The organism is Sphingomonas jatrophae (assembly GCF_900113315.1).
Lineage (GTDB): Bacteria > Pseudomonadota > Alphaproteobacteria > Sphingomonadales > Sphingomonadaceae > Sphingomonas_P > Sphingomonas_P jatrophae.
The window spans coordinates 1,675,851-1,701,225 of sequence record NZ_FOZG01000001.1; the positions used below are offsets into that span (position 1 = coordinate 1,675,851).

Here is a 25,375-nt window from a genome sequence, read left to right on the forward strand (position 1 = left end):
CAGGCGACTGCCCGCAGTCGCCATGGCACACGTGCCGCATGAGTTATGCGCACACCATTGCCTGACTGCTGCTTGCTAATACATGCGGCTAATCAGGTCCACTAGCAAAATGTGCATGTTTTTCCCGCGAGCGCTAAGTGGTGCAGTTTGCTGAGGAAGCGGCTAAACGGCGGGCATGAGCGCACGGGACAGCGGAAACGGCCGAAAGCAGGGCACGCGCGAGGGCGTGGTCACCGCGGCGGTTACGCGGTTGCGCGACATGATCGTCGCACAGCCGCCCGAAACCCAGATCGGCTCGTTGCCCAACCTGGCCAAGGAACTGGGCGTCGGCATCGTCACGGTTCAGCAGGCCGCGCGCGTGCTGGAGCATGAGGGCTTCCTCCGGGTCCGTCGCGGCCCCGGCGGCGGCTATTATGGCACGCGGCCCGATGCCGAGGGGCTCAGCCGCGCAATCTCGGGCTTTCTGGCGATGCGCCACTCGGCGCATCCGGAGGCGATCGACATCATCACCTTGCTCGATTGCGAGCTGATGGCGGCCGCCGCATCGGCGACGGACCGGGCGCTCAAGCAACAGCTCGGCGCGCTTGCCGAGACGATCGACCAGCGCAACACCGCACGGGAGCGGGGCGCATTCGATCAGGGCATGCTCGACATCCTCTATCTGATGGTCGATCGCCCGCTGATGGAATTGCTGTCGCGCGTCGCCGTGCACCATTACGCGGACTACCCTCGCGGCCCCGTTTATGGCGGGGCAGAAGGCCGTCAGCGCTGGAAGCGCGAGCGGCGCGCGATCATCTCCGCGATCATCGACGGCGATGTCGAACGAGCACGCTTCGAGGCGCAGCGCCGCCGCAGCGAGATCATGCGCAGGCTCGACGTAAAGGCGTAGCGCCGCCTGTGCGCGCTGCTCGCGGCGGAGCTCCTGCGTCGATTTGGGTGCGGCGCCGCACGGGTCACCGCCTTGCGCGGCAGCCAAGACTTCGGCGCGCGGGACCAGCGCCCCGACGAGCGGCCGCGCGAAAAGAGGTTATGCCGTGCCGACCTTGAATCCGCTCGATTATCGTTTGCGAGCGACGGGCACCCGCATCTCGATCATCTCGCCGCCCCTCCTCGCAATTCCATAAAGCGTGCCCGGCGCGCGCTCGTCCCAATCGATCGCTTGTCCTTCGGCGGCGACGGCATAGGTGGCGACGTGATCGAGCGTTGCACCGCCCTTCGGCAAAGTGACCGCGTAGAGTTCGGGCTTGTCGTGTCCCGTTAGGTAGAGCCGCCCGTCCGGGCCCCAGCCGCCGCCTGAGATACTCATCGGCGCGATCCGCTCGAGGATCGAGCCGGGCAGCGCCCAACTCTCCGTCCGCCGCCACGCGTCGTCGAAGCGGACCAGCAGGGTATAGCGGTGATCGCGCATCGGCTCGCCGCCTTTCGCATCATAGTTGGCGAACATCGCCCACCACGCACCGTCATGCCGGTCGACCCACGTCAGTGATCCGATTTCCTGCCCGAGCGAGACCGAGCGGCGATGGGCCAACGTGCGCGGATCGAAATACTCGATCGAACTGGCCTGGGGCACTGCCGGGTAATTGGATGCGGCGCAGACGAGATCCTGTTTGATGACGGCGCAGCTGTTGATGTGCGGAAACCGCTTGGGATCGCCCTCCCACGAGGCAAGCTTCGCCCCGGTGCGCTTGTCGTACCGCGCAATCCTGTAATTGGCGATCGCGTACAGATCGCGGCGGCCGGCCGCGACGCCCTGCCGTGCCTCCGCCGCAGGGAGGCGGCGGAGCGTCTGCGCGACACCGTCGAAGGCGGGCGCTGCGGCGGCCTGCAACGCGATCACAAGGGCGAGCATCATCAGAAGCTTGCCGTCACGCCGACGAAGAAGGTGCGCCCATATTCGGCCGACTCCTGGAGATAGGCCTTGTTCGGTCCGACCAGCTCGCGCCGGCCGGCGTCGGACAGGTTCTGTCCCTCGGCGTACAGCGTCAGTTGCGGCGTGATGCGGAAGCTGATGTTGGCATCGAACGTGGTCCGCCCCTTCCAATATTGGTCGGCGTTCGGGATGGTATCGTTGACCGTTTCGAGGAATCCGCCGATGTAATTGTAGGAGACGCGCGCTTCGAACTTGCCCTTCTGATAGTAGACCGAGGCGTTGCCGGTCACGTCGGGCTGGAGGATCAAGCCGGTGCGCCGCGGCCCGACCGCGGTGAGAAAGGTGAACTTGGAATCGATCAGCGTGACGTTGCCGCTGACGCCGAAGCCGCTCAGCGGATCGGGCAGGAAGGTGAGCGCCTGTTGTGCTGCAATCTCGACACCGCGGATGCGGGCAGTCTCGGCATTCTGCGGCGTGGTGACGATGACCTGCTCGGGCCCGCGACCGACATCCAGCGTCTCGACGCCGGTCAGGGTAAAGATTTCGTCATGGATCGACTTGCTGAACGCTGCGATCGAGACAAGGCCGTCGCGAGGATACGCCTCGAAGCTCAGGTCGAAGCCGCGGCTGCGGCGTGGCTTCAGCCCGGGATTGCCGATGGAGAGCCGCGGCTGGCTGCCATCGAAAGCAAGCGTCGATGTCGCGGTGATCGAGCCATAGTCAGGGCGGCCGATCGTGTTGGTATAGGCGGCGCGCACCACCATCGACGGGTTCAGATCCCAGCGCAGATGCACGCCGGGCAACCAATTGTCGTAGCTGCCGCTCTCCCTGATCGGCGTGGCGGTGTTGCCCTGAACGCGGATACCGGCCGTGTCGACCTCGGTGCGCTCATAGCGGAGACCCGCCAGCAGGGTCAGGTTGCCGAGCTTGACGCTGCCTTGCAGATATCCGGCATAGACGTCCTCATCGACGCGGTAGTCACCAGTATTCGCCCGTACCGCTTCGCGGAACCTTGAGCGGTTGGCCTCGAAAAAGTCCTGATATTCGCGCACGCCGATGCGTGGCGTGAGCAGATACTCGCCGCGGATCAGCTTGTCGGGCCCCGGCACATCCACCTGATCGAGCGTGTAGTTGAAGTCGGTGCCGGCCGTATAATCGGTCTGGCGGTTGGCGAAATCACGCCGCGTGGTGCGATAGACACCACCCGTCTTGAGCTTGATCTTTTCGCCATCGTCCCACGCCGCATTCAGGCGGAACTGGCCGCTCTTCTCCAGCGTCCGCGTTTCGGCGATGCGCTGCTGCTGGAGGTAGAAATTTGCCGGGTTGCGGTTCGCGGTCGAGTTCAGCGGGGTGAAGACCGGATAGAAGTCGGACGTGTCGTAAGTGAAGGCGTAATTGCCGGCCTCCGTATCGCGCGTGCGGAACTCGATCGATTCGTTCGGCACGCGCAGGCGCCCTTGCGAATAGATGGCATCGCCATCGATCGTCACCTGATCAGTGGGCTTCCACTCCGCCTCGGTCCGGCCGATGATGATGCGGCGCTTGGTGATCGGCTGGTTGAGCTGGATGATGTTGCGCCCGCCAGTGAAGCGCCCGCTGGTCGGCGTCTGGTCGCGCACGGTGCCGAGCGCGCCGGAGGTGAGCGGCTCGGTGCGGAACTCTATCCGCTCCTCGTCATCCTCGGTGCGCGCGAAGATGCCGCTCACGCCCCATTTGAACGTCTCGCCACGATATTCGATCTTGGCGTTCGCGCCCGCCCGCTGCTTGGTGTTGTTGTAATAGAACAGGCGCAGTTGCGTCGGCACCTGGATGCCGTTGCCGCGCGGATCGCCTGAATTCACCGGCGCGCCCGCGGCCGTATATTCGCGCACCGACGGGCTTGCGACCTCGATCTGCGGAATGTCGTAGTCAAGCTGTTCGAAGCTGCCGCCAATGACGACGCCCCACTGCTCGTCCGCGCCGAAGCGACCGCCGGTCGCGAAGGCGAGGCGCATCGACGGCTTGTCGTTGCGCACGTCGCCATGCTGCTCGTAGACGCCGTAGGATGCGATGCCGTTGAAGAAGAAATCACGCCGCGCGTCGAAGGCGGAGCGCGTCTCGATATTGATGATGCCGCCGATCGCATTGGCGTCATTCTCCGGCGTCACCGTCTTGATCACCTCGATGCGGCCGGCCATCACCGAGGGCACGATGTCGAGCGGCACGGTGCGCCCGCTCTCGTCCACGCCCGAGACGATCGCGCCGTCCACCGTGGTGCGGTTGTAGGTGGAGGACAGTCCGCGCAGGACGGGGAAGCGCGGCTCGCCCTGATCCTCCTGCACCGACACGCCGGGGATACGGCGGAGCGCTGCGGCGGTATTGTGATCGGGCAGCTTGCCGATATCGTCGGACGAGATCACGTCGGAAATGGCGAACGCCTCGCGCTTCACGGCGCGGGCCGCGCGCTGCGCCTCGCGCTGGCCGGTGACGATCACCTCGTCATCCGCGGGCAGATCCTTGCCCTCGCCGGGCGCAGCATCCTGCGACAGCGGTTCCTGCGCGAGCAGCGGCGTCTGGCAGACGCCCGCCAGCATCAGCGCCACCGCGCTGCGGACGATTACGGATTTCATGTTGGCCCCTTTGCTTCTGGCGCCCCGCTAGGAGCGGGGTGTGACGGGGCGGGGTCGTCCATGTTGCAGTGCGGTGAAGCCGCGCGTCACGCTGCTGCAACGCCGTCGCCCTAGCCTGCCGTGATGCTGATCGATCGACGCACCGCTCTCGCCGGGTTCGCCGCGGCGCCTGCGCTGCTTGCCTATGGCCGTGCCTCGGCACTCGGCACTGAGCGGCTGTTCACCTTCGGCGTCGCCTCGGGCGAGCCGGTGGCGGACGGCATGGTGCTGTGGACACGGCTCGCGCCGAAACCGCTCCAGCCCGATGGCGGCATGCCGCGGCGGCGCGTGCCCGTCCGCTGGGAGATGTTCGCCGATGAAGCCGCGCGCCGCCCGGTCCGCTCCGGTGAGGCATGGGCGGAGCCGGATCTGGGACATTCGGTGCATGTCGAGGTGTCCGGCCTCACGCCGGATCGGCCTTATTGGTATCGCTTCGTCGCGGAAGGAGAGGCAAGCGCGCTCGGACGGACGCGAACCGCACCGGCGCCAGGGCAGATGCCCGAGCGGCTTCGCTTCTGCTTCGGCTCCTGCCAGAAATACGAAAATGGCTATTACGGCGCATGGGCCAACGCCGTCGCCGACGATCCCGATCTGATCTTTTTCCTTGGCGACTACATCTACGAAGCAAAGCCGTCCGTCGGCACGATCCGCGTGCACCTCAATCCCGAGTGCATGGACGTGACCGGTTATCGCGTGCGCTATGCCACCTACCGGCTCGACCCGCAATTGCAGGCAGCGCACGCCGCCGCCCCCTGGCTCGTGACGTGGGACGATCACGAGGTCGCCAATGATTATGCCGGGCTGCTCGATCAGCAGAATAGCGATCCGGCGATATTCGCGCGCCGCCGCGCCGCCGCCTATCAGGTCTATTACGAATATATGCCGCTGCGGCGGCGCGCACGGCCCCAACATGCGTCGATGCGGCTATACCGCGCACTCGATTGGGGGCAGCTCGCCCGCTTCCAGATCCTTGACGATCGGCAATATCGCTCGCCGCGCGCCTGCCATCCGCGGCAGCTCATGACCGAGCATCGCGAGGGGCCGAGCCTCGTCCCGCCCTGCCCCGAACTCGCCGATCCGACGCGTTCGCTGCTCGGCACCGCGCAGGAACGCTGGCTGGACCGATCGCTCGCCACCTCGCGCGCGCGCTGGAACGTGCTGGCCCAGCAAACCCAGATGACGCCTTATCCGCGGCGTGATCCCGATATGCCGAGCGGATCCAGGCGATTGCAGACGGTCGACACCTGGGACGGCTATGCCGCGACGCGCGACCGCGTGCTGGCCGCCTGGCAGCGCCACCGCACCAACAATCCGCTGGTCATCGGCGGCGACATCCACGCCTTCGTGGCGAGCGAGCTGCGCACCGCCGAGCGCACGATCGCGCCCTGCTTTGTCGGCGGTTCGATCACCACCTTTGCGGGTGACACATTGCTGCGGGCGAACACATCCGAGAGCGATGCCTATCGCTTCGCAAACAACGAGGTGCGTGGTTACGGACGCGTCGATCTGACCGCGACCGGCGCAGACATCACCTTCCGTGCCATCGCCGATCCGAACCAGGCTGCGACGCGGGCCTATGATCTCGCGCGCTTCAGGGTTGCTACGGGCAGTCCGGAGATCCTCAACGACTGATGCGTTGGCCTATAACTGTATGAGCCTGGCCGGATGCTAATTCTTACCGATCTGTTCCCAGGTCAGGTCGAAGCGATGCAGATACTTCCTCAAGCGATCGGCATCGTTCACCGAAGTCCGCTTGGTGCGAGACGCGGCGAAGAGCGTCCGCCCCGCTTCCGACAGCGAACGGCTTCGCTGGCAGACCTGGATGACATGGGCCAGCTGCACGCTGTCGAACGGATCCAGCGCGTCCAGCTGTTCAGGCGCAAGATAACCCTCAAGACCATTTTGGCCTTCCGTCTGCCCGCCCCAGAGCTGTCTCAGCCGCGCCGTTTCGGCCCCGACGCATCCGACATCGATCCGCCCCTTGTCGCTCAGTGTCGCCATGCGGGTGATGCTGGCGGCGAGATCGCGGAAGTTACCCGACCAGCGCGCGTCCGGCGCGGTGGCGAAGGCGAGATATCGCTCGCGCGCTTCCTTGTTGAAGGTGATGCGGCTGCCCTCGCGCTCGGCGAAGCGCTCCAGCTCATAATCGAGATTGGGGGCTATGTCCTCGCGACGATCGGCGAGGCCGGGGAGCGAGAAGGTCCAGAGATTGAGGCGCGCGAACAGGTCCTCGCGGAACGTGCCCTCGGCCACGCAGCGGGCCAGATCGCGATTGGTGCCGGCGATCAGCTGGAAGTCGCTTGCCGCTTCCTTGTCGGCGCCGACCGGCAGGAAACGCTTGTCCTCGATCGCGCGCAGGATCATCGCCTGCTCGTCCACCCCAAGCTCACCGATCTCGTCGAGAAACAGCATGCCTGCATCGGCCGAGCGGAGCAGGCCGGGGCGATCGGCCGCGGCACCAGTGAAGGCGCCCTTCTTGTGTCCGAACAGCGCCGACATCGCGCCATCACCCTTCAGCGTCGCGCAATTGACCTCGACGAAGGCGCCCTTCAGCTGATGCTTCAGGCGCTTCAGTTCGTAGATGCGCCGGGCAAGCTGGCTCTTTCCTGCACCGGTCGGCCCCATCAGCAGCATCGGCGCACGTGAGCGCGCGGCGACGCGCTCGATCTCGTCGATCATGCGGTTGAAGGCGGGGTTGCGCGTATCGATGCCCGATTTCAGGAAGGACGTGCTCTCCGCACTGGCGATGGCGAAACGGGTCGCGATGCTGTCATAGCGGGACAGGTCCAGGTCGATCGCAGTCCATGTGCCGACGCCGTCGTTCGCCCCGCGCCGCGGCTGTGTCTGAAGCAGGCGGCCGGGCAGGTAATGCGCCTCGGTGAGCAGGAAGAGGCAGATCTGCGCGACGTGGGTGCCGGTGGTGATGTGGACGAGATAGTCCTCGGCATCCGGGTCGAAGGGGTGGCTCCGCGCAAAATCGAGCAGCTTGCCATAGACCTCCTCGAAGTCCCACGGATCCTTGAAGTCGAGCAGGTGCGGCTCGACACGCGTCTCCGGCGACACCGAGGCGATGTCCTCGGTGACGTAATCCGCAAGCCGCTTGTGTGCGGTGCCATGCAGCAGCACCAGCCGATCGACCCTGAGATCCTCGTGCATCGTCAAGCCGACCGTCGGCCGCCACTTGTTCCAGCGGGTCGGGCCGAACTTGCTGGCGTCGAGGGTCGAGCCGAGAAAGCCAATGACGACGAGCGGTTTCATCTCCTATCCTGTAGGATAAACCATGATCCATGTCGATCGATGAAGGTCAGGAGAGGCGACCTTGTGGCCATCCCCGCCCATTGTCTTATCTTCAACGGGATCAGCGACTTAGCCAAAGTCGATCGCGCAGCGGAGGCTTTTGGCACGCCTCATGCTGTGTTTCCGGTGTCAGGCAAGGTGAGATTTCGACCTTCCTGGCAGCGGAGCCGGCGGGGGCGATCGGATGGGCCGGTCGCCCCCAAGAGGTTCGACAGGGTGTAGCTCAGTTGCGCAGAGTGCCCGCCTTGGAAGCGGGAGGCCGCTGGTTCGAGTCCAGCCACCCTGACCAGATTGCGACGGGAAATGACGATGTCGACGACGACCTATGATTACGCTCACGACAAGGGCGGCGTGCCGATCAAGATGTGGACCCGCGGCGTGCCCGTCGAGGACGAGGCGCGGGCGCAGCTCGCCAAGGCCGCACATATGCCCTTCATCTTCCGCCACATGGCGGTGATGCCCGACGTGCATGTCGGCATCGGCGCGACTGTCGGCTCCGTGATCCCGACCAAGGGCGCGGTGATCCCCGCGGCCGTGGGGGTCGATATCGGCTGCGGCATGATGGCGGCGCGCACCTCGCTGATGGCAAGCGACCTGCCCGACACTCTCGAGGGCATCCGCTCGGCAACCGAGCAGGCGGTGCCGCATGGGCGAGAGGTCGGCCGCGGCAAGCGCGACACCGGCTCATGGGGCTCGCCCCCGGCCGAGATCGTCGAAGCCTGGGCGACGCTCGCTGCGCGCTTCCAGCGGATCACCGACAAATATCCGCGGCTGAAGAACACCAACAATCTGGTGCACCTCGGCACGCTGGGCACGGGCAACCACTTCATCGAACTCTGTCTCGATGAGGCGCAGCGCGTGTGGATCATGCTCCACTCGGGCTCGCGCGGGGTCGGCAACGCGATCGGCAGCTTCTTCATCGAGCTGGCGAAGCAGGACATGCGCAAGTGGCACATCAACCTGCCCGATCAGGACCTCGCTTACTTCCCGGAGGGGACGGACCATTTCGACGATTATGTCGAGGCGGTCGGCTGGGCGCAGGACTTCGCAGCGCTGAACCGGCGCATGATGATGACCAACGTCATTCGTGCCCTGCGGGGGCAGATCGCCAAGCCGTTCGACGCGGAGCTGGAGGCGGTGAACTGTCACCACAACTACGTGCAGCGCGAGAACCACTTCGGTGAGAATGTGCTCGTCACCCGCAAGGGGGCGGTGCGTGCGGCGAAGGGGACGCTCGGCATCATCCCGGGATCGATGGGTGCCAAGTCGTTCATCGTCCGCGGCCTCGGCAACCCGGAGTCGTTCGACAGCTGCTCGCACGGCGCCGGCCGGGTCATGAGCCGCACCGCGGCGAAGAAGCTGGTGACGCTGGAGGAGCATGTCGCCGACACTGCGGGCGTCGAGTGCCGCAAGGACGCGGGTGTGCTCGACGAGACGCCCAAGGCCTATAAGCCTATCGAGGCCGTGATGGCCGCACAGGCCGATCTGGTGGAGATCGTCCACACGCTCAAGCAGGTGGTGTGCGTGAAAGGCTAGCTTTTCACGCCACCCGAAGAGGACGTCATGATCGTAATCGATGGATCCGAAGGCGAAGGGGGCGGCCAGATCGTGCGCAATGCGTGCGCGCTGTCGCTGGTGACGGGCGAGCCGTTCAGGATTGTCAACGTTCGCGCCAATCGCGCCAAGCCCGGCCTCATGCGCCAGCATGTTACGGCAATCGAGGCCGCCTGCACCATCGGCGGCTCGGACTGCGAGGGGCTGACGGTCGGCTCGTCCGAGGTGATGTTCCGCCCGGGCACCGTCGTGCCCGGAGAGTATCGCTTTGCCGTCGGCACCGCCGGCAGCACCGGGCTGGTCCTCCAGACCGTGCTGATGCCGCTCGTTCTCGCGAACAAGCCGTCGAGGCTGGTGCTGGAAGGCGGCACGCACAACATGCTGGCCCCGCCGTTCGACTTCATCACGAAGGCGTTTCTGCCGATCGTCAACCGCATGGGGCCGCGGGTCGAAGCTAGGCTGGTCCGCCACGGCTTCTACCCGCGGGGTGGCGGGCGCATCGAGGTGGATATTACGCCGGCACAGCTCTCCCCGCTCGACTGCACGGAGCGCGGCGCGCTGCTCGATCGCAGTGCCTGTGCGTTGTTTGCAGGGCTTCCCATCGAGATTGCCGAGCGGGAGATCGGCGTCGCGCGGGAGTCGCTCGGCTGGAGCGAGCGGGAATGCTATGTCCGCGAGCTGCCGGCCGATCAGGGACCGGGAAACCTCCTGATGCTGACGGCGGCCTTCGAGAATGTGACCGAGATCGTGAGCGGGTTCGGACAGCTCGGCGTGCCGGCAGAGCGGGTCGCGAAGACCGCAGTCGGCCGCATGCGCGGTTATCTTGGCAGCAGTGCGTTCGCCGGGCCTTACCTGGCGGATCAGCTGCTGCTGCCGTTCGCGCTTGCGGGCGGCGGCAGCTTCACGACGGTGAAGCCCAGCCAGCATTGCCTGACCGCCGCGGCGATCATCGAGCGGTTCACCGGCCGTGCGACCCGCTTCGTGCAACAGGATGGTGGATCGCACCTGGTATCGCTCGAGAAGATCAGGTTGCACGCGTAACTAATTCGGAGTAACGGACCCGCCTTCGCCGGCACCGGCGAGTCAATCGGAGACAGAAATTGCTGGACTTCACCGCATATCGCGGTGCTTGCGCCAGCGGTCTTCGCCCTTTCGCCTAGGCGTCCCACGACGCTGCGGATGGGCAAGGCTGCCGCAGCACCTCGATCGATCAGAACAGAACAATTCCGCTGGCGTGGATTGCACGCAGCGCGACGAGACTTGTGGGACAATCATGGACGAACATGGGATCGTCCGGAGCATGCTGCTCCGGATCGGGCGCGGCGTGGCCGCGTCCGCGCCGCTCGCCAAGGCGGTGCGCGCATGGCTGCAGCCACATGCGCCTTGGGTGATCGGCCGCGCCTCGACCAAATTGCGCTGGGCGGAGCTGCTCGCCGCAGTCGATGCCGCGCAGCCAGGCGCCGACCGCAGGCCGCAGGCTCTGCTGCTTGCCGACGAACTCGCGCGGCTGCTGGCGCTCGCGCCATTCGATGCCGCGCTGCTGTCGCTGATGGTGGCCAGCGATCGCTTGCCGCGCGTCGCGGCACTGACGCGTCTGGCGGTGGAGCATGGGCATGACCTGCCGATGCTGCTCGGCGAGATTGCCGGCGCCGCGCCGAACGATGCCGAGGCCGCCGTACGACGCAGCCCCGTCCTCCGGCTTCGTCTGGTGCGCTTCGTCGCGAACCGGCAGGGCCGGATCGAGACGGAGGTCGACTGGATGCTGACGCGCCTGCTCGACCGGGCTTCCACCGATCCAGAGGATGTCCTCGACACGCTCGCCGGGTACCGGCAGCCGCCGACGCTCGGCCTCGACGACTTCGCGCACGTCGCCGACGCGGAGTTCCTCGTCCGCCTGCTGCGCGGGGCCGCCACCGAGGGCGCGGAGGGGATCAACATCCTCATTCACGGCCCGCCCGGCACCGGCAAGACCGAGCTCGCCCGCGCGCTGGCCGCCGCTACCGGCCTGGCGCTGCACGCAGTCGGCGAGGCGGACGAGGACGGCGACGAGCCCAACCGCTTCGAGCGCCTCACTGCACTCCGCGTCGCGCAGCGGCTGCTGGCGGGGCGCGGCAACGCGGCATTGCTGTTCGACGAGATGGAGGATCTGATCGGGGATGCCCGGCCCAGCGCCGGTGACTGGTTCGCGCATCGCGAGGGCAGCAAGGTCTTCGTCAATCGCCTGCTCGAGGCCAATCCGGTGCCGGTGATCTGGACCACCAACGCCATCGGCAACATCGACAACGCCATCGTCCGGCGGATGAGCTTCGTGCTGAAGCTCGATCTGCCGTCCCGCCGCACCGGGCTGCGGATGCTGGAGCGGGTGGCGGCGGACGAGCGGGTCACGCCGGGCGCCCGCTTCGACGGGCTGCTCGATGTGGCGCCCGAGGCGGCCACGGTGCTGCGCGTCTCCGCCCGCGCGGCGCGGCTGGCGGGCGAGGCGGATGGCGGTGTGCGCTCGGCCGAGGCGCTGGTCCGCGCCTTGCGGGGGCGCGAGCTGCCGATCGGCCTGGCGGACTCGATCGATCTCGACCTGTTCGAGAGCGATGTGCCGCTTGCCCCCCTGTTCGCGCGGATGGCGGCGCTGGACGAACCGGACTTCACGCTGCTCCTCACCGGTCCGCCGGGCACGGGCAAGACGGCGGCGGCGCACCATCTCGCCCGCGCGCTCGATCGCCCGCTGCTCATCAAGCGTGCGTCGGATCTCCTGTCCAAGTGGGTCGGTGAGACGGAAGCGCAGATCGCCGGGGCTTTCGCCGAAGCGCGCCAGCAGGGCAGCGTCCTGTTGTTCGACGAAGCGGATTCGCTGCTCTTCGATCGCACGACCGCCCGCGCCAGCTGGGAGGTCGGCCAAGTGAACGAGATGCTCACCTGGCTCGATCGCCACCCGCTGCCGGTGATCGCCGCCACCAATCATCCGGGCTCGCTCGATCCGGCGACACTGCGGCGCTTCGTGTTCAAGCTGCGCCTGCGGCCGCTCGGCCGTGCAGCGGCGGCGCGTGCCTTCGAGCGGTTCTTCGCGGTGGGCGCGCCAGCCAGCCTTGGTGACCTGCGAAATCTCACGCCCGGCGATTTCGCGGTCGTCTCGCGCCAGCTCCGCTACGCGCCGGTGAGCGACGCCGAGGAGCTGGTCGAGCGGCTGGCGCTGGAGGCCGCGGCCAAGCCGGAGACGGGGGTGCCGATCGGCTTTTGACCGGACGGGCCGTGCTGCCGCGTCACGCGCGACAGCACGGCCTCCAGCATCGGCGTCATCACGCCCAGCCGGCGTGCCTTGATGACGAGATCCCACAAAGGCTCGAACTTCTTCCAGCCCGCGGCATAGAAGAAGTGCTTGGCCTGGTGTTTGGCGCTGTCATGCGACAGCGCGCCGCGGGCGATGTTGGCCCAGCCGTAAAAGTCTCGATAGGCGCGGTCATAGCCGGCCTTGAGGGTCTCCGGGCTGAGCTTCGCGGGTCGATAGACGACGTGGCGCGTGTCGTAGCGGTTCCAGTCGTGGCTGATGATCCGCGCCTGCGCGCTCATCTGCTGGTAGAGCCGCGTGCCCGGATAGGGCGTCTGGATGTGGAAGGTGGCGGTGGTGATGCCGTGGCGCACAGCCCAGTCGACGGTGCGATCGAACACGTCCTCGCCGTCATCGTCCATGCCGAACACGAACGAGCCGTTGATCATGATGCCGAGGTCGCTCAGCCGCCGCGCGACCGCGGCATAGTCGCGCGCCAGGTTCTGCTTCTTGTTGCTGGCGGCGAGATTGGCCGGGCTGAACGTCTCGAACCCGACGAACAGGCTGCGCAGCCCCGCTTCCGCGGCGCGCTCGATCAGGTCGCCGCGCAGCACGCTGTCCACGGTCGCCGCGCCCTGGAACAGCCGCCCCATGCCGCGCATGCCGTCGAACAGCCCCTCGGCAAAGCGCCGATCGCCAAGCAGGTGATCGTCGAGAAAGTAGAGGTGCCGGCCGGGCAGCCGCTCGATCTCCGCCAGCGCCTCGTCGACCCGTTGCGCGTAGAAGGACCGGCCGCCCGCGAAGAAGGCGTCCTTGTAGCAGAAGTCGCAATGCTGCGGGCAGCCGCGCGTCACCACGATCGAGTTCGGCACGAGGTAGCGGTTGCGCTTGATCAGGTCCCGGCGGATCGGCGGCAGGCCGTGGATCGTGCGCCCGGCGGTGGAGGTGTAACGCGGCTCGGCCCGGCCCGCGCGCAGATCGGCCAGGAATTGCGGAAAGGTCTGCTCGCCCGGGCCGATGAAGATCGTGTCGGCATGCACCGCCGCCTCGTCGGGGAGCGAGGTGACGTGCAGCCCGCCGAGCGCGACATGGCAGCCCTTCGCACGGTAATGATCCGCGAGGCGGTAAGCGCGATAAGCGTTGGTGATATAGACCTGGATGACGACGAGGTCAGGGCGGTCGTCGGTCCGCACCGTCTCGACATGGTCGTCCACCAGATCGATGTCGTCGTCGGGCGAGAGGAAGGACGCCAGCGTCGCCAGGCCGAGCGGCGGGAACAGCGAATATTTGATCGGGCGCCAGAACGGGCTCTTCGCCTCGGTCAGCGCCGGCAGGATCATCTTGACCTTCATCGCGTCGCGCTCCCGCACATCGGCATGGTGGTGTGGAGATAGGGCAGCAGCGTCACCGCCCCGATCAGCGCGGCGGCGGTGGCGCAGACCAGCACCGCGCCCGCCGCGACATCCTTGACCGTGCCGATGGCGGGGTGACGCTTTGGGTGAAGGTGGTCGCACAGCCGCTCGATGGCGCTGTTCAGGCCCTCCGCTGCGAACACCAGCGCGGTGGCGAGGATCAGCCAGCGCCAGTCGGCAAGCGAAACGTGCAGCACGGCACCCGCGGCCAAGACCAGCCCGGCCGCGATCAGGTGCAGCCGGGCGTTGGGCTCGTTGCGGACCAGCCAGCGCAGCCCTGCCCAGGCAAAGCGAAAGCTCGCCAGCCGGGCCGAGGCGGAGAAGCGGGGATCCGGTGCAGGCGCGGCAGCATGAGGCCGCCACGCCAGCGGCGACGGCCGCAGCCGCCACCGCCGGAGCGGCCAGCCGAGCAGGCCCAGCAGCCCTGCGAGAAGCGCGCAGCACACCATGTCCGTCTCCTCAGATCACTGGCTTGATCAGCAGCACGGTTCGTCCCTGGCCCTGGATGACCAGATCCGCTTCGCCCCTGCCGTCCGCCTTGACGAAGCCGGTTGCGTCCCCCTCGATCCGGTAGTGCCGCTCGGGCCGCAGGCGGGCGAGGCGCATCGTGTGCGGCCGCCCGCCGGCAAGATGGAGCACGAGGCGCAGCGCGCCCACCTCCGCCACTGCGCCAGCGACCAGCACGTCAGGATAGTCCGCATGCGCAAGACATGGTCCGTCGCGACCGGTCACGCCTGCCCCCGCCAGGGCCGCCAGCCCGCCCGGTCGATTGCACCGGGCGGCCAGCTCCAGCGCGTGCGCCCAGAGCGAGGCGCGCGGGCGGTGTCGCACGCCGTCGATCGTCCGCGCAGGGCAACGAGCGTCGAGCATGGCCAGCATCGCCGCGGCCGCCGCGCCATCGCCCAGCTCGACCGCGGCGGCGGCACTCGCGGCAAGGCTGGACGCGCGCGAGAAGCCGTAATTGCCGACATCGACCGGCCAGAACAGCCGCGGCCACGGCTTGCTGTCGAGCGCGGCGCGCACGCGGCCCCAATGAAGCTGGGCGAGATCGGGATAGAGCGCACTCAGGAACAGGCAGGGGAAGGCCTGCATCACGATCCCGCCTGCGGGCGGCAGGCCGAGCCCGGTCAGCGTCGAGCGGAACGGCACCAGCCGGCCGTCGCGGGTGGTGAACGCGTCCAGCCCCCGACGCATCCGCGGCGCGACGGCCGCCCAACGGTCGGCATCGGCGGTGCGGAGCCCGACGCCGGTGAGCAGGTTGCACAGCGGGTAGATCCAGCCCGGCTCGCAGGCGAGCAGCCCCCACGGCGCGCGGTCATATTGATCGGCGAGGATGCGAGCGAGATCGGCCTTGTCATAGCGTGTGCGCCCATTTGGCAGCGCGAGGTCGAGATGGCCGTCTGCTCCTGCCAGCGAACGACCTGCCACCGCTTCGGCCAAGGCGATCTGCGCAAGGACGAAGCCCGAATACATGATGTTGTCGCGCGGCACCGGATCGTGCGCCGGGCGCAGATGACCCCAGGCACTTTCCAGCCGCCAATAGCGCCACATTCGCGGGTCGCTCTGCTTGGCGAGCAGACGGTGCTGCGCCTCGACCATATAGCCGGAAAATGCCGGCAGCTGGTGTGCCTGGACCAGCGACAGCGCATAGCTGATGAAGTTGACCTGATAGCGGACCGCGGCGGTCTGAAACTGGTCGCGCCATTCAAACCCCTCGAACGCCGCGATCGGCTGCAGGGCGCGATCCAGCAGCAGTCGCTGGAGCGCGAGCGTGTCAGGCAGCAACTCTTCCGGCACCTGCGGGCGGGGACGAGCAGGGCATGAGACAGGCGGCAGACCGGCAGATTGCGGTCTTGCTGGCAGCCGCGCCAGACTGAGCGCCGGCACGGCAAGCCACGCCAGCACGAGGACAGCCGAATTGTAGGCATCGACCGGCGGAGCATCGACGGTCACCGCGGCAAGGAGCGCCGCTCCGAGCCAGCCGAGCGGCGGAGCGAGGACGTTGCCGGTCCCGAACCACAGGATCAGCGCCAGGCCGAACACAGCGAGGCTGAGGCCCGAGGCCAGCCATGCGCCGAGCGGCATCGGCGCATCGGCAAGCAAAGGTGCGAGAAAGCCTGCACCGGGCGCGATCAGCCCCAGACCGAACACGCGCAATCCCGTCACCGGTGCCGCACAGGCCAGCGCAGCGCCGGTCAGCGCCACCATCGCCAAGGCCAGCACGAACCGTCGCCGGCGCTTCGCCGCGTCCTGCAACGGCAAGCAGCTTTGCGATGCAGAGTAGATGGGCAAATGAAAGGCAGCCGCCATCACGCCTGTCTCGCTTTCCGGAGCAATGCGCCGCGCTTGGCCGTTTCCCGCGCCCGCCGCAGCACCTGCTCCAGAACCTGGAGATAGGCGGCGAAGCCCTCCCGCCCCGCTTCGGTCAGGAAGCAGCGCGTGTGCGGGCGCTTCCCGGCATAGCCTTTGTCGAGGCCCACCAGTCCCGCCTCCTCGAGCACCTGAAGGTGACGGCTGAGATTGCCGTCGGTCAGCCCGCACAGCACCTTCAGGTCGGAGAAGCTCAGGCCTTCGGCGTGCCCCGCCAGCGACGTGACGATGCCGAGCCGGGCCCGCTCGTGGAACAGGCGGTCGAGACCTTCATAGGCGAAGGGCGCCTTATCGCCGGCCATCCCGCCCTCCCGCGCGGTGGAGAATGACGGCGACCAGGATCTGCCCGATCCCGAACGGCACGCCCATCATCCAGGGCGTGGCCGACAGGCTCCGCGCGGCGATCAGCAGGGTCGCGGTGCCGCACAGGAAATACCAGCCGGCAGGCCACATGATCGCCTTCGGCAGCGTGCCCGCCGCCGAAAATCCGATCAGCGCGATCAACAGCTGCCACAGGCCGGGCAGGATCCAGATCACCTGCGGCGCGCTTTGCACGATGACGAGGGTAGCCACCGCGCCGACAGCGCCGAACGGCAGCAGCAGACGCAGCGTGCCCGCCAGCATCGTATCCGGCATGCCGGCATGCAGCCGTCGCGCCCGGTCAAGCGCCTCGACGCCGATCAGCCCCGCCGCCGCCACTGCGGTGACCGTCCAGCTGAGGACGAAGCCGATAGCATCGTGTCCGCCGGCAAACCCCAGCGACTGCGCCGCGGCGACCGCGGCCGCGAGCACGCCCGTTCCCGCGACGGCGACCGGCGCCAGCCCGCGAAAGCGGGTGCTGGCCGCCATCCGGTCCTGAATGAAGGCGAGTTGCGACAGCGCATGATCTATCTCGCTCATGCCGACCCCTTTGCAATGCAAAGTGCCATCCTGCCGCTCGCCGGTCAACAGCGACGATCGAACTGTGCATTTGAATGGTCCCATGCCGGCCCCGGCACGATTGCCAGCTTGCCTCGTTGCGTGTCCGACAGGGAGGCGAGACGATGAAGCTGGACGTGACGAGGCGCTCGCCTGCCGAGCAGGGCGAGGGTGCGAGCGCGACGGTGATCGCCGCGCAGGTGCCCGGCATCACGGGGTTGCTTGGCCTTGCGGTCGCTGTGGTGGTGATTGCGGGGCTGTTCTTCGCGCGCGACGTGCTGATCCCGATCACGCTGGCCGTGCTGTTGTCCTTCGTCCTGTCGCCCATCGTGGCGCTTCTGCGGCGGCTGCGCCTGCCGCGGGGTCCGGCCATCCTGCTGGCCGTGCTGGGAGCGCTCACCACGCTGGGCGGCATCGGCACGCTCGTCGGCATGCAGGCCGCCTCGCTTGCCGATGACGCGCCACGCTATGCGGCGACCATCCAGACGAAAATCGATCGCGCGCAGGCGTTCGTCGTGGATCGCCTCTCGGTGCTCGCCCCGGCCGGCCCCCGCCCTGCCGCCGCCCCGATCAACCCGGACATCGTCCGCGGCACCCGTGCCAACCCCCTTCAGGTCCGCGTCGTCGAGTCCGAGCCGTCGGTCCTGACGCAGGTCGGCGGCTATCTCGAGCCCGTCGTGGGGCCGTTCGAGACGTTCGTGATCGTCCTGGTGGTCGCCATCTTCATCCTCATGCAGAAGGAGGATCTGCGCGATCGCCTAATCCGGCTGTTCGGCTCCTCCGACCTGCACCGCACCACCGCCGCCATGGACGATGCCGGCAGCAGGCTGAGCCGCTATTTCCTGTCGCAACTGGCGGTGAATACCAGCTTCGGGATCGTGGTCGCCATCGGCCTGTGGCTCATCGGATTGCCCGTGCCGGCCCTGTGGGGGATCCTCGCCGGGGTGTTGCGCTTCGTGCCGTATATCGGCGCGCTGCTTGGCGCTGCGCTTCCGCTCGCCATCGCGGCCGGCGTCGATCCCGGCTGGTCGATGATGCTGATGGTGGCGGCCTTGTTCATCGTGCTGGAGCCGGTGATCGGCTACGTGGTCGAGCCTTTGCTCTACGGCCATTCGACGGGCCTCTCGCCTTTGTCGGTCGTGCTCGCCGCCGTGTTCTGGACATGGATCTGGGGCCCAGTCGGCCTCGTCCTGTCGATGCCGCTGACATTGTGCCTCGTCGTCCTCGGCCGCCACATACCCAGTCTGGAATTCCTCGACGTGCTGCTCGGCGACCGTCCGGCGCTGACGCCCGTGGAAAGCTTCTACCAGCGCATGCTCGCCGACGATCCGGAAGAGGCGCTCGATCAGGCCGAGACGCAGCTCAAGGAACGCTCGTTGACGGCCTATTATGATGAGGTGGCGCTGGCCGCGCTGAAGTTGGCGGCGGCGGACGTGGCGCGCGGCGCCATCGACCGGACCCGCGCGACGGGTGTGGTCGAGTCCATGCTCGTGCTGATCGACGAGCTCGCTGACGCGGACGACACGGCGCAGGCGACCACCGCGACGGACAAGCCGCTGAGCCCGACGCCGGGGAATGTCGTCGGGTTCGTCGAGACCACGCCCGAGAGCCTGCCCGAGGCACCCGCCGAGTGGCGGAATGAGGGCGCCGTCCTCTGCGTTGCGGGACGGGGCGTGCTCGACGATGCGGTCACGGCAATGCTCGCGCAGTTGCTGGCCAAGCGGGGCTTCGGGGTGCGCCGGGTCGGGCACGAGGCAGGGTCGCGCGCCGGCATCGCCTCGCTCGACGCCACGGGCGTCAAGATCGTGTGCCTGTCCTACCTGGAGATTGGCGGCTCGCCCTCGCACCTGCGCTATCTCGTCCGCCGGATACGGTCGCGGCTCGGCAATGTGCCGGTGCTGGTCGGCTTGTGGCCCGAAGGCGAAGCCGCCTTGAGCGACCAGCAGATCCAGAAGGCCCTGGGGGCCGATCTCTATGTCGGGTCGCTCCGCGCGGCGGTGGAGGCGTGCCTCGATCAGTCGCACGACAACAGTGCGAAGGTCGCGGCCTGAACATGGGCTCGCGCTGGCCGACCGTAGCCAGCTAGGCCGATGCCCGCCCCCGCAGCAGGTGCGTGATCCCCATCGCGCCCAGGCCCGCCGCCACGCCCCAGAAGGCCGATCCGATACCCAGCACGGTGACGCCGGAGGCGGTGACGAGCAGGGTCAGGATCGTCGCATCGCGATGCTCCTTCCCGGCCAGCGACGCCTCCAGCGCGCCGAGCAGAGCGGGGATGATCGCCAGCCCGGTCAGCACCGCGATCGCGATCGGCGGCAGCGCCACGAAGCCGCGGACGAGCAGCGGCGAGAAGATCGCCAGCAGCAGATAGAGCGCGGCATAGATCAGGCCCGTCCGCCACCGCCGCGCCTTGTCGGGATCCGCCTCCGCGCTGGTGCAGATCGCGGCGGTGATCGCGGCGAGGTTGACCGCATGCGCGCCGAACGGGGCTGCCACCACGCTTGCCAGGCCGGTGCCGACCAGCAACGGCCGGGGCGGCGGCGTATAGCCGGCGACCCGCAGCACGGCGATCCCCGGCAGGTTCTGCGACACCAGGGTCACGACGAACAGCGGCATCGCGATGCTGACCAGCGCGCCCGCGTCGAACGCGACCGGCACCGGGATGAGCGTGCCGAACGTGGCCCCCGGCGGCAGCGCGCCGACCCTCCCCTGCCCGAGGATCAGCGCAACGCCGACCGCAAGCACCATCAGCAGCGCGTAGAGCGGGAAGCGCGCGCGCCCCACGACGAAGGTCGCCGCCAGCACCAGCACGAACAGCGGATCGGCCCCCGCCTCCTTGAAGGCGCGCAGGCCGAAGGGCAGCAGCACGCCCGCCAGCATGGCCGAGGCGATGGCCGGCGGGATCGCGCCCGCCAGCCGCCCCAGCAGCGGCACCGCGCCCACCAGCACGCCGATCAGGCCCGCCGCCGCAAAGGCGCCGCACGCGACCGGCCACGGCACGGCCGGCGAGGTGACGAGCAGCGCGGCGCCGGGCGTCGACCAGGCCAGCACCACCGGCACGCGCAGCCGGAGCGACAGGAGCGCGCCCGGCACCGCGATGGCGAGGCAGAGTGCCGTCACGGCGGATCCGGCCTGCTCCACCGACGCTCCCATCGCGCGCAGCGCCTGCACGACCAGCACGATCGTGCCGCCGAACCCCACGGCAGCGGCCACGAGGGCGGAGGTCCAGGCGGATGGCGGCGGCAGGGTGGCGCGCATAAGGCGGGTCTCGTCTCTCGGGCGGTCATTCCTGCCCGCCACCCTCCACCGGATCAACCCGGCATGTTACGCCGTCGGAATGGTGCCGCCGTCGATGACATGCTCGGTCCCGGTGATGCTGGCGGCACGGTCCGAGGCGAGAAAGGCGACAAGGCTCGCCACCTCGTCGGGCGAGGCGGGACGGCCGATCGGAATGCCGCCGAGCGACTGCATGATGATCCGCCTGCCCAGCTCGGCATCGCCGCCCGCCTGCGCGCCCAGCCTCTCGGCAAAGGCGCCCGTGGCCTCCGTATCGATCCAGCCGGGCGACACGCGCACGACGCGCACCCCGCGCGGCGACACCTCCTTGGACAGGCTCTTGCTGTAGGTCGAGAGCGCGGCCTTGGCCGCGGCATAGGCGGTGGTCGCCTCGGGCAGCGGCAGGCGGTGCTGGATCGAGGTGACGTGGATGACGACACCCTGCCCGCGCGACACCATCGCCGGCACCAGCGCGCGGTCGAGCCGGACGGCGGGGCGCAGGTTGAGGTCGAGCTCATCCTCCCAATGCTCGTCCTCCAGTGCAGCGAAGCCGCCCGCCGGCGCCGATGATCCGCCGAGCATGTGGACGATGATGTCGATGTCGCCCAGCCGCTCGCGCGCGGCGCTGGCCAGAGCGGCACAGCCTTCCGCAGTGGCGAGGTCCGCCGCGACGAACAGCTCGGCGGGCACGTCGTCCGGCCGGCTGCGCGCGGTCGTCAGCACGCGCGCGCCGAGATCGCGGAACAGCCGCACGGTTGCAGCGCCCGCCCCGCGCGTGCCGGAGGTGATCAGCGCGGTCTTGCCGGTGAGGTCGATGAACGGGGTCATGGCACGATCCTTCATGTCTGGTGTGGACAGGCCGGAACTTAGGCGTGGACCTTCGTTGCGATAATCGGGATAGATCGGGACGAAACATCGTGGAGATCGGGACAATGCCGCGATCAGGCCTGATCGAGCTCGATGCCGTGCTGGCCGTGACGCGGCACCGATCCTTTCGCGCCGCAGCGCTCGATCTCGGCCTCTCCACTACCGCGCTCAGCAACGGCATCGCCAAGCTGGAGCGCGATCTCGGCGTGCGGCTGTTCAATCGCACCACGCGCAGCGTCTCGCTCACGGATGCGGGGCGCCGCTTCACCGAACAGGTCGGCCCGGCGCTGGGGGACATCCACGCGGCGATGGACGCCGCGCGCGCGCAGCAGGCGGTGCCGTCGGGCGTGCTCCGCATCAACGCTTTCGCCACTGCCGCGCGCGAGGTGCTGGCGCCGCTGCTGCTCGAGTATCTCCGCCGCTATCCGCAGGTGACGATCGATCTGGTGACCGAAGGCCGCCTGGTCGACGTGGTCGCCGAAGGGTTCGATTTCGGCATCCGGGCGCGCGACTTCGTGCCGAGCGACATGATCGCGGTGCCGCTGGGCGCCGCGCGCAGCAATACCGTGGTCGCGTCGCCCGCCTACCTCGCCGCTAACGGGACGCCGCTCGTCCCCGACGACCTGATGCGGCATGCCTGCATCCGTGCCCGCCTGCCCAACGGTGCCATCTATCGCTGGCAGTTCGAGAAGGACGGGCAGTCGCTCCAGCTCGACGTCGCGGGTCCGATCATCCTTGATGAGCCGAGCCTCGTCCGGATCGCCGCGCTGGAGGGGCTGGCGATCGGCTATTCCATGGCATCCGACGTGCACGACGATCTCGCCGCCGGCCGCCTCGTCCGCCTGCTGGAGGACTGGACGCCGCCGCTGGCCCCCTTGTGCCTTTACTATCCGGGCCGGCGCAACGCCTCCGCCGCCGCCCGCGCGCTGATCGATCTCGCCCGCGCGCGAACAAGCGGCAGGTGATGCGGAAAGCCGCCGCTTGTTCGTGCGTTGAGGCGGCCGGGTGTGACGGAGGTCGAGCATGAAGGCGATGGTGTTGCGCGCCCCGATCGGGCTGGATCGGCTGGTGCTTGAGGATCGCCCCGATCCCGGCACGCCGGGGCCGGGCGAGATCCGCGTGGCGCTTCACGGCAGCTCGCTCAACTTCCACGATCTGGGGGTCGCAAGCGGCCGGATGCCGACCGCAGACGGCCGCATCCCGCTGGCCGACGGCGGCGGCGTGGTCGAGGCGGTGGGCGACGGCGTTACCGAGTTTCGCGTGGGCGACGGCGTGGTTTCCTGCTTCTTCCCCGACTGGCAGGATGGCGGCCCGATCGCCGGGGACTTCAGCCGCACGCCCGGCGACGGCATCGACGGCTTCGCACAGGGCCATGTCGTGCTGCCCGCCACCGCCTTCACGCACGCGCCCCGCGGCTATGATGCGGTGGAGGCGGCGACCATCACCACCGCCGGCCTCACCGCATGGCGCGCGCTCGTCGTCGATGGCAAGCTCAAGGCGGGCGACACGGTGCTGCTGCTCGGCACGGGCGGCGTGTCCATCTGGGCGCTCCAGATCGCCAAACTGATGGGCGCGACCGTCGCGATCACCTCCTCCTCGGGCGAGAAGCTGGAGCGGGCGCGCGATCTCGGCGCCGACCACTGCATCCATTACCGCGACGTGGAGCAATGGGGCCGCACCGTGCGCGACTGGACTGGCGGCCGCGGGGTGGACCATGTCGTCGAGGTGGGCGGCCCCGGCACGCTGGCCCAGTCGATCGAGGCGGTGCGCGTGGGCGGGCACATCTCGCTGATCGGCGTGCTGACCGGCATTGCGGGTGAGGTGCCGACGGCGGCCCTCATGGCCAAGCAGGCGCGGCTGCAGGGCCTGATCGTCGGCAGCCGGCGCGAGCAGCAGGATTTCGTGCGCGCGCTGGACGCCGGCGGCATCCGCCCGGTGATCGACCGCCGCTTCCCGCTTGACCAGCTTGCCGATGCCTTCCGCTACGAGATTGGCGCCGCGCATTTCGGCAAGATCGGGATCGAGTGGTGACGGTCCCCGCCCGACGCCTCCCTCACCTCCCCTGTTCTGCAAGGACGCTGCCGTGACCCACTTCGCCCCTCCCGGCCCGCTCGGCTTCGGCGGTGCCCCGCTCGGCAACATGTTCGAGGCGATCGACGACAAGACGGCCGAGGCTGCCCTGGTCGCCGCGTGGGACAGCGGCGTGCGCTATTTCGACACCGCGCCGCATTATGGCAGCGGCCTCTCCGAACATCGCTTCGGCAACGTGCTGCGCCGCTATCCGCGCGAGGCGTTCGCCCTTTCCACCAAGGTCGGCCGCCTGCTGCGGCCGGATCCCAGCCGGCCGGACAACGGACCGTTCGTCGATGGCCTGCCTTTCCGGGTCGAGGCCGACTATTCCTACGATGCGACGATGCGCTCGATCGAGGACAGCTACCAGCGGCTCGGTCTCGCGCAGATCGACATCGCCTTCGTCCACGATCTCGCCGCCGACCATCTCGGACCTGCGTGGCAGGAGCAGTTCGAGGTGGCGCGCAGCGGCGCCTTCCGCGCGCTCACCCGGCTGCGCGACGAGGGCGTGATCAAGGGCTGGGGTCTCGGCGTCAACCTGACCGAGCCGTGCATCCGCGCACTTGAGGTGGCGGATCCGGACGTGTTCCTGCTCGCCGGCCGCTACAGCCTGCTCAACCAGCCCGCGCTCGACCGGTTGTTCCCGATGTGTGCGGAGCGCGGCGTGCATGTCGTCGTCGGCGGACCCTATAATTCGGGGCTGCTCGCCGGCGGCCGCACCTTCGAATATCAGGATGCCCCCGCCGAAATGGTCGTGCGGCGGGATCGGATCGCGGCGGTGTGCGAGCGCCACGGCGCCGACATACGCTCGGCTGCGTTGCAGTTCTGCGCCGCGCACCCGGTGGTCGCCGCGATCATCCCGGGCGCCAAGCGGCCGGAAAAGGTCGCGGTTAATGCCCGGCTGATGGCTGCGACCATTCCCTCGGCGCTGTGGGACGAGCTGCGCCACGAACAGCTCATCCCCGCCAACGCCCCCACGCCGAACTGAGGACGCGAGACCATGGACCAGCAGCCCGCCATCGCCGCCGGCCGCACCGCCGTCATCACCGGCGGCGCGAGCGGCATCGGCCTTGCCGTCGCGGAGCGGCTGGCCGCGGCCGGCATGCGCCTCCTCCTCGCCGACATCGACGAGGCGGCGCTGGGGACCGCGGCTGCCCAGCTCCGCGCGAGCGGCGCCCAGGTGGAGACACTGCGTACCGACGTCAGCGAACCCGCGCAGATCGCCGAGCTCAAGCGCGCAGCCGATGCGCTAGGCCCGGTATCGCTGCTGATGAACAATGCCGGGCGCGAGGGCGGAGGCGGCATCCTTGCGGGCGCAGAGGTGTGGCAGCGGACGCTCGCGACCAACCTGATGGGCGCGCTCTACGGCGTGCAGCATTTCCTCCCCGACATGCTCGCCGCCGACTGGCCCTGCGCCATCGTCAACACCGGATCCAAGCAGGGCATCACGCTGCCGCCCGGTGACACCGCCTACAATGTCAGCAAGGCCGGGCTGAAGGCCTTGACCGAGAGCCTCGCGCACGATCTGCTCGAAACCGGCGGGCGCGTGAGCGCGCACCTGCTGATCCCCGGCTTCACCTATACCGGCTTCAGCCGCCGCCGCGGCATCGCCGAAAAGCCCGCCGGCGCGTGGACGGCCGGGCAAGTGGCCGACTTCATGCTCGCCGGCATGGCGACAGGCGACTTCTATATCCTCTGCCCCGATCATGACGTCACACGCGCCATGGACGAGCGCCGCATCGCCTGGAGCGCCGGCGACATCATCGAGAACCGCCCGGCTCTGTCCCGCTGGCACCCGGACTATGCCGATGCCTTCAAGGCGCACATGGACGGTTGA

General features: G+C 68.4%; 20 protein-coding genes and 1 tRNA gene. 11 read left to right on the forward strand and 10 right to left on the reverse strand.

Features of this window, described 5'->3' with window-relative positions:
* Positions 1-175 precede the first annotated feature (175 nt).
* Entirely contained in the window at positions 176-889 is a 714-nt protein-coding gene (locus tag BM360_RS07865) for an FCD domain-containing protein (RefSeq protein WP_093313086.1), read from the forward strand.
* A gap of 168 nt (positions 890-1,057) precedes the next feature.
* Here BM360_RS07865 and BM360_RS07870 read toward each other — a convergent pair whose 3' ends face one another.
* Positions 1,058-1,852 carry a hypothetical protein gene (locus BM360_RS07870; RefSeq protein WP_093313088.1) on the reverse strand — a complete coding sequence of 265 codons (795 nt, stop codon included), beginning with the start codon at positions 1,850-1,852 and terminating at the stop codon, positions 1,058-1,060.
* Entirely contained in the window at positions 1,852-4,479 is a 2,628-nt protein-coding gene (locus BM360_RS07875) for a TonB-dependent receptor (protein ID WP_093313090.1), read from the reverse strand. Before BM360_RS07875 ends, BM360_RS07870 begins: the two co-directional genes overlap by 1 nt.
* Positions 4,480-4,602: 123 nt before the next feature.
* On the opposite strand from BM360_RS07875, the gene BM360_RS07880 reads away from it, so the two are divergent.
* The gene (locus BM360_RS07880; protein ID WP_093313092.1) at positions 4,603-6,150 is read left to right on the forward strand and encodes an alkaline phosphatase D family protein; all 1,548 of its coding nucleotides are present in this window, start codon (positions 4,603-4,605) and stop codon (positions 6,148-6,150) included.
* Between the two features lie 36 nt (positions 6,151-6,186).
* Here the strand turns inward: BM360_RS07880 and rtcR are convergent, their stop codons facing one another.
* Positions 6,187-7,776 carry an RNA repair transcriptional activator RtcR gene (rtcR, locus tag BM360_RS07885; RefSeq protein WP_093313094.1) on the reverse strand — a complete coding sequence of 530 codons (1,590 nt, stop codon included), beginning with the start codon at positions 7,774-7,776 and terminating at the stop codon, positions 6,187-6,189.
* A gap of 251 nt (positions 7,777-8,027) precedes the next feature.
* Here rtcR and BM360_RS07890 point away from each other — a divergent pair.
* The 4 genes from BM360_RS07890 to BM360_RS07905 all read left to right on the forward strand — a co-directional run bounded on the left by BM360_RS07890 (position 8,028) and on the right by BM360_RS07905 (position 12,601).
* Positions 8,028-8,104, forward strand: a tRNA-Pro gene (locus tag BM360_RS07890).
* A 20-nt stretch (positions 8,105-8,124) separates the two neighbouring features.
* The gene (locus BM360_RS07895) at positions 8,125-9,351 is read left to right on the forward strand and encodes an RtcB family protein (RefSeq protein ID WP_093313894.1); all 1,227 of its coding nucleotides are present in this window, start codon (positions 8,125-8,127) and stop codon (positions 9,349-9,351) included.
* Positions 9,352-9,378: 27 nt separating this feature from the next.
* Positions 9,379-10,410, forward strand: coding sequence for an RNA 3'-terminal phosphate cyclase (rtcA, locus tag BM360_RS07900; protein ID WP_093313096.1), 1,032 nt, complete (start codon positions 9,379-9,381; stop codon positions 10,408-10,410).
* Between the two features lie 259 nt (positions 10,411-10,669).
* Entirely contained in the window at positions 10,670-12,601 is a 1,932-nt protein-coding gene (locus BM360_RS07905; RefSeq protein WP_242653359.1) for an ATP-binding protein, read from the forward strand.
* Here the strand turns inward: BM360_RS07905 and BM360_RS07910 are convergent.
* The 5 genes from BM360_RS07910 to BM360_RS07930 all read right to left on the reverse strand — a co-directional run bounded on the left by BM360_RS07910 (position 12,508) and on the right by BM360_RS07930 (position 17,310).
* Positions 12,508-13,980: a B12-binding domain-containing radical SAM protein gene (locus BM360_RS07910; protein WP_093313896.1), complete on the reverse strand. Its 1,473-nt coding sequence runs from the start codon at positions 13,978-13,980 to the stop codon at positions 12,508-12,510. The two genes, BM360_RS07905 and BM360_RS07910, sit on opposite strands and share 94 nt — an antisense overlap.
* Positions 13,977-14,489 carry a diacylglycerol kinase family protein gene (locus BM360_RS07915; protein WP_093313100.1) on the reverse strand — a complete coding sequence of 171 codons (513 nt, stop codon included), beginning with the start codon at positions 14,487-14,489 and terminating at the stop codon, positions 13,977-13,979. Before BM360_RS07915 ends, BM360_RS07910 begins: the two co-directional genes overlap by 4 nt.
* Before the next feature lie 10 nt (positions 14,490-14,499).
* Positions 14,500-16,263 carry a linalool dehydratase/isomerase domain-containing protein gene (locus tag BM360_RS07920; RefSeq protein ID WP_131819214.1) on the reverse strand — a complete coding sequence of 588 codons (1,764 nt, stop codon included), beginning with the start codon at positions 16,261-16,263 and terminating at the stop codon, positions 14,500-14,502.
* Positions 16,264-16,349: 86 nt separating this feature from the next.
* Positions 16,350-16,712 carry a transcriptional regulator gene (locus tag BM360_RS07925; protein ID WP_093313104.1) on the reverse strand — a complete coding sequence of 121 codons (363 nt, stop codon included), beginning with the start codon at positions 16,710-16,712 and terminating at the stop codon, positions 16,350-16,352.
* A complete protein-coding gene (locus BM360_RS07930; protein ID WP_093313106.1) occupies positions 16,699-17,310 on the reverse strand; it encodes a hypothetical protein in 612 nt (203 codons plus the stop codon). The genes BM360_RS07925 and BM360_RS07930 overlap by 14 nt, the downstream gene beginning before the upstream one ends.
* A 143-nt stretch (positions 17,311-17,453) precedes the next feature.
* On the opposite strand from BM360_RS07930, the gene BM360_RS07935 reads away from it, so the two are divergent.
* Complete coding sequence (locus BM360_RS07935; protein ID WP_093313108.1) at positions 17,454-19,379, forward strand: AI-2E family transporter; 1,926 nt, start codon at positions 17,454-17,456, stop codon at positions 19,377-19,379.
* Between the two features lie 31 nt (positions 19,380-19,410).
* On the opposite strand, the gene BM360_RS07940 is transcribed toward BM360_RS07935, so the two are convergent.
* A complete protein-coding gene (locus BM360_RS07940; protein WP_093313111.1) occupies positions 19,411-20,583 on the reverse strand; it encodes a benzoate/H(+) symporter BenE family transporter in 1,173 nt (390 codons plus the stop codon).
* A gap of 66 nt (positions 20,584-20,649) precedes the next feature.
* Complete coding sequence (locus BM360_RS07945) at positions 20,650-21,429, reverse strand: SDR family oxidoreductase (protein WP_093313898.1); 780 nt, start codon at positions 21,427-21,429, stop codon at positions 20,650-20,652.
* A 104-nt stretch (positions 21,430-21,533) separates the two neighbouring features.
* Between BM360_RS07945 and BM360_RS07950 the strand changes: the two genes are divergently transcribed.
* The 4 genes from BM360_RS07950 to BM360_RS07965 are packed head-to-tail and all read left to right on the forward strand — an operon-like array spanning position 21,534 to position 25,375.
* Entirely contained in the window at positions 21,534-22,433 is a 900-nt protein-coding gene (locus tag BM360_RS07950; protein WP_093313113.1) for a LysR substrate-binding domain-containing protein, read from the forward strand.
* A 58-nt stretch (positions 22,434-22,491) separates the two neighbouring features.
* The gene (locus tag BM360_RS07955; RefSeq protein WP_207544543.1) at positions 22,492-23,499 is read left to right on the forward strand and encodes a zinc-dependent alcohol dehydrogenase family protein; all 1,008 of its coding nucleotides are present in this window, start codon (positions 22,492-22,494) and stop codon (positions 23,497-23,499) included.
* A gap of 52 nt (positions 23,500-23,551) precedes the next feature.
* A complete protein-coding gene (locus BM360_RS07960) occupies positions 23,552-24,526 on the forward strand; it encodes an aldo/keto reductase (RefSeq protein WP_242653360.1) in 975 nt (324 codons plus the stop codon).
* 12 nt (positions 24,527-24,538) lie between these two features.
* Complete coding sequence (locus BM360_RS07965; RefSeq protein ID WP_093313117.1) at positions 24,539-25,375, forward strand: SDR family NAD(P)-dependent oxidoreductase; 837 nt, start codon at positions 24,539-24,541, stop codon at positions 25,373-25,375.

What these genes read in the sequence shown, in the direction of transcription:
- BM360_RS07930 (WP_093313106.1), bottom strand. Translation starts at nt 17,310, where the DNA reads ATGAGCGAGATAGATCATGCGCTGTCGCAACTCGCCTTCATTCAGGAC.
- BM360_RS07965 (WP_093313117.1), top strand. Translation starts at nt 24,539, where the DNA reads ATGGACCAGCAGCCCGCCATCGCCGCCGGCCGCACCGCCGTCATCACC.
- BM360_RS07925 (WP_093313104.1), bottom strand. Translation starts at nt 16,712, where the DNA reads ATGGCCGGCGATAAGGCGCCCTTCGCCTATGAAGGTCTCGACCGCCTG.
- BM360_RS07865 (WP_093313086.1), top strand. Translation starts at nt 176, where the DNA reads ATGAGCGCACGGGACAGCGGAAACGGCCGAAAGCAGGGCACGCGCGAG.
- BM360_RS07950 (WP_093313113.1), top strand. Translation starts at nt 21,534, where the DNA reads ATGCCGCGATCAGGCCTGATCGAGCTCGATGCCGTGCTGGCCGTGACG.
- rtcA (WP_093313096.1), top strand. Translation starts at nt 9,379, where the DNA reads ATGATCGTAATCGATGGATCCGAAGGCGAAGGGGGCGGCCAGATCGTG.
- BM360_RS07910 (WP_093313896.1), bottom strand. Translation starts at nt 13,980, where the DNA reads ATGAAGGTCAAGATGATCCTGCCGGCGCTGACCGAGGCGAAGAGCCCG.
- rtcR (WP_093313094.1), bottom strand. Translation starts at nt 7,776, where the DNA reads ATGAAACCGCTCGTCGTCATTGGCTTTCTCGGCTCGACCCTCGACGCC.
- BM360_RS07935 (WP_093313108.1), top strand. Translation starts at nt 17,454, where the DNA reads ATGAAGCTGGACGTGACGAGGCGCTCGCCTGCCGAGCAGGGCGAGGGT.
- BM360_RS07945 (WP_093313898.1), bottom strand. Translation starts at nt 21,429, where the DNA reads ATGACCCCGTTCATCGACCTCACCGGCAAGACCGCGCTGATCACCTCC.
- BM360_RS07955 (WP_207544543.1), top strand. Translation starts at nt 22,492, where the DNA reads ATGAAGGCGATGGTGTTGCGCGCCCCGATCGGGCTGGATCGGCTGGTG.
- BM360_RS07870 (WP_093313088.1), bottom strand. Translation starts at nt 1,852, where the DNA reads ATGATGCTCGCCCTTGTGATCGCGTTGCAGGCCGCCGCAGCGCCCGCC.
- BM360_RS07880 (WP_093313092.1), top strand. Translation starts at nt 4,603, where the DNA reads ATGCTGATCGATCGACGCACCGCTCTCGCCGGGTTCGCCGCGGCGCCT.
- BM360_RS07940 (WP_093313111.1), bottom strand. Translation starts at nt 20,583, where the DNA reads ATGCGCGCCACCCTGCCGCCGCCATCCGCCTGGACCTCCGCCCTCGTG.
- BM360_RS07915 (WP_093313100.1), bottom strand. Translation starts at nt 14,489, where the DNA reads ATGGTGTGCTGCGCGCTTCTCGCAGGGCTGCTGGGCCTGCTCGGCTGG.
- BM360_RS07895 (WP_093313894.1), top strand. Translation starts at nt 8,125, where the DNA reads ATGTCGACGACGACCTATGATTACGCTCACGACAAGGGCGGCGTGCCG.
- BM360_RS07905 (WP_242653359.1), top strand. Translation starts at nt 10,670, where the DNA reads ATGCTGCTCCGGATCGGGCGCGGCGTGGCCGCGTCCGCGCCGCTCGCC.
- BM360_RS07875 (WP_093313090.1), bottom strand. Translation starts at nt 4,479, where the DNA reads ATGAAATCCGTAATCGTCCGCAGCGCGGTGGCGCTGATGCTGGCGGGC.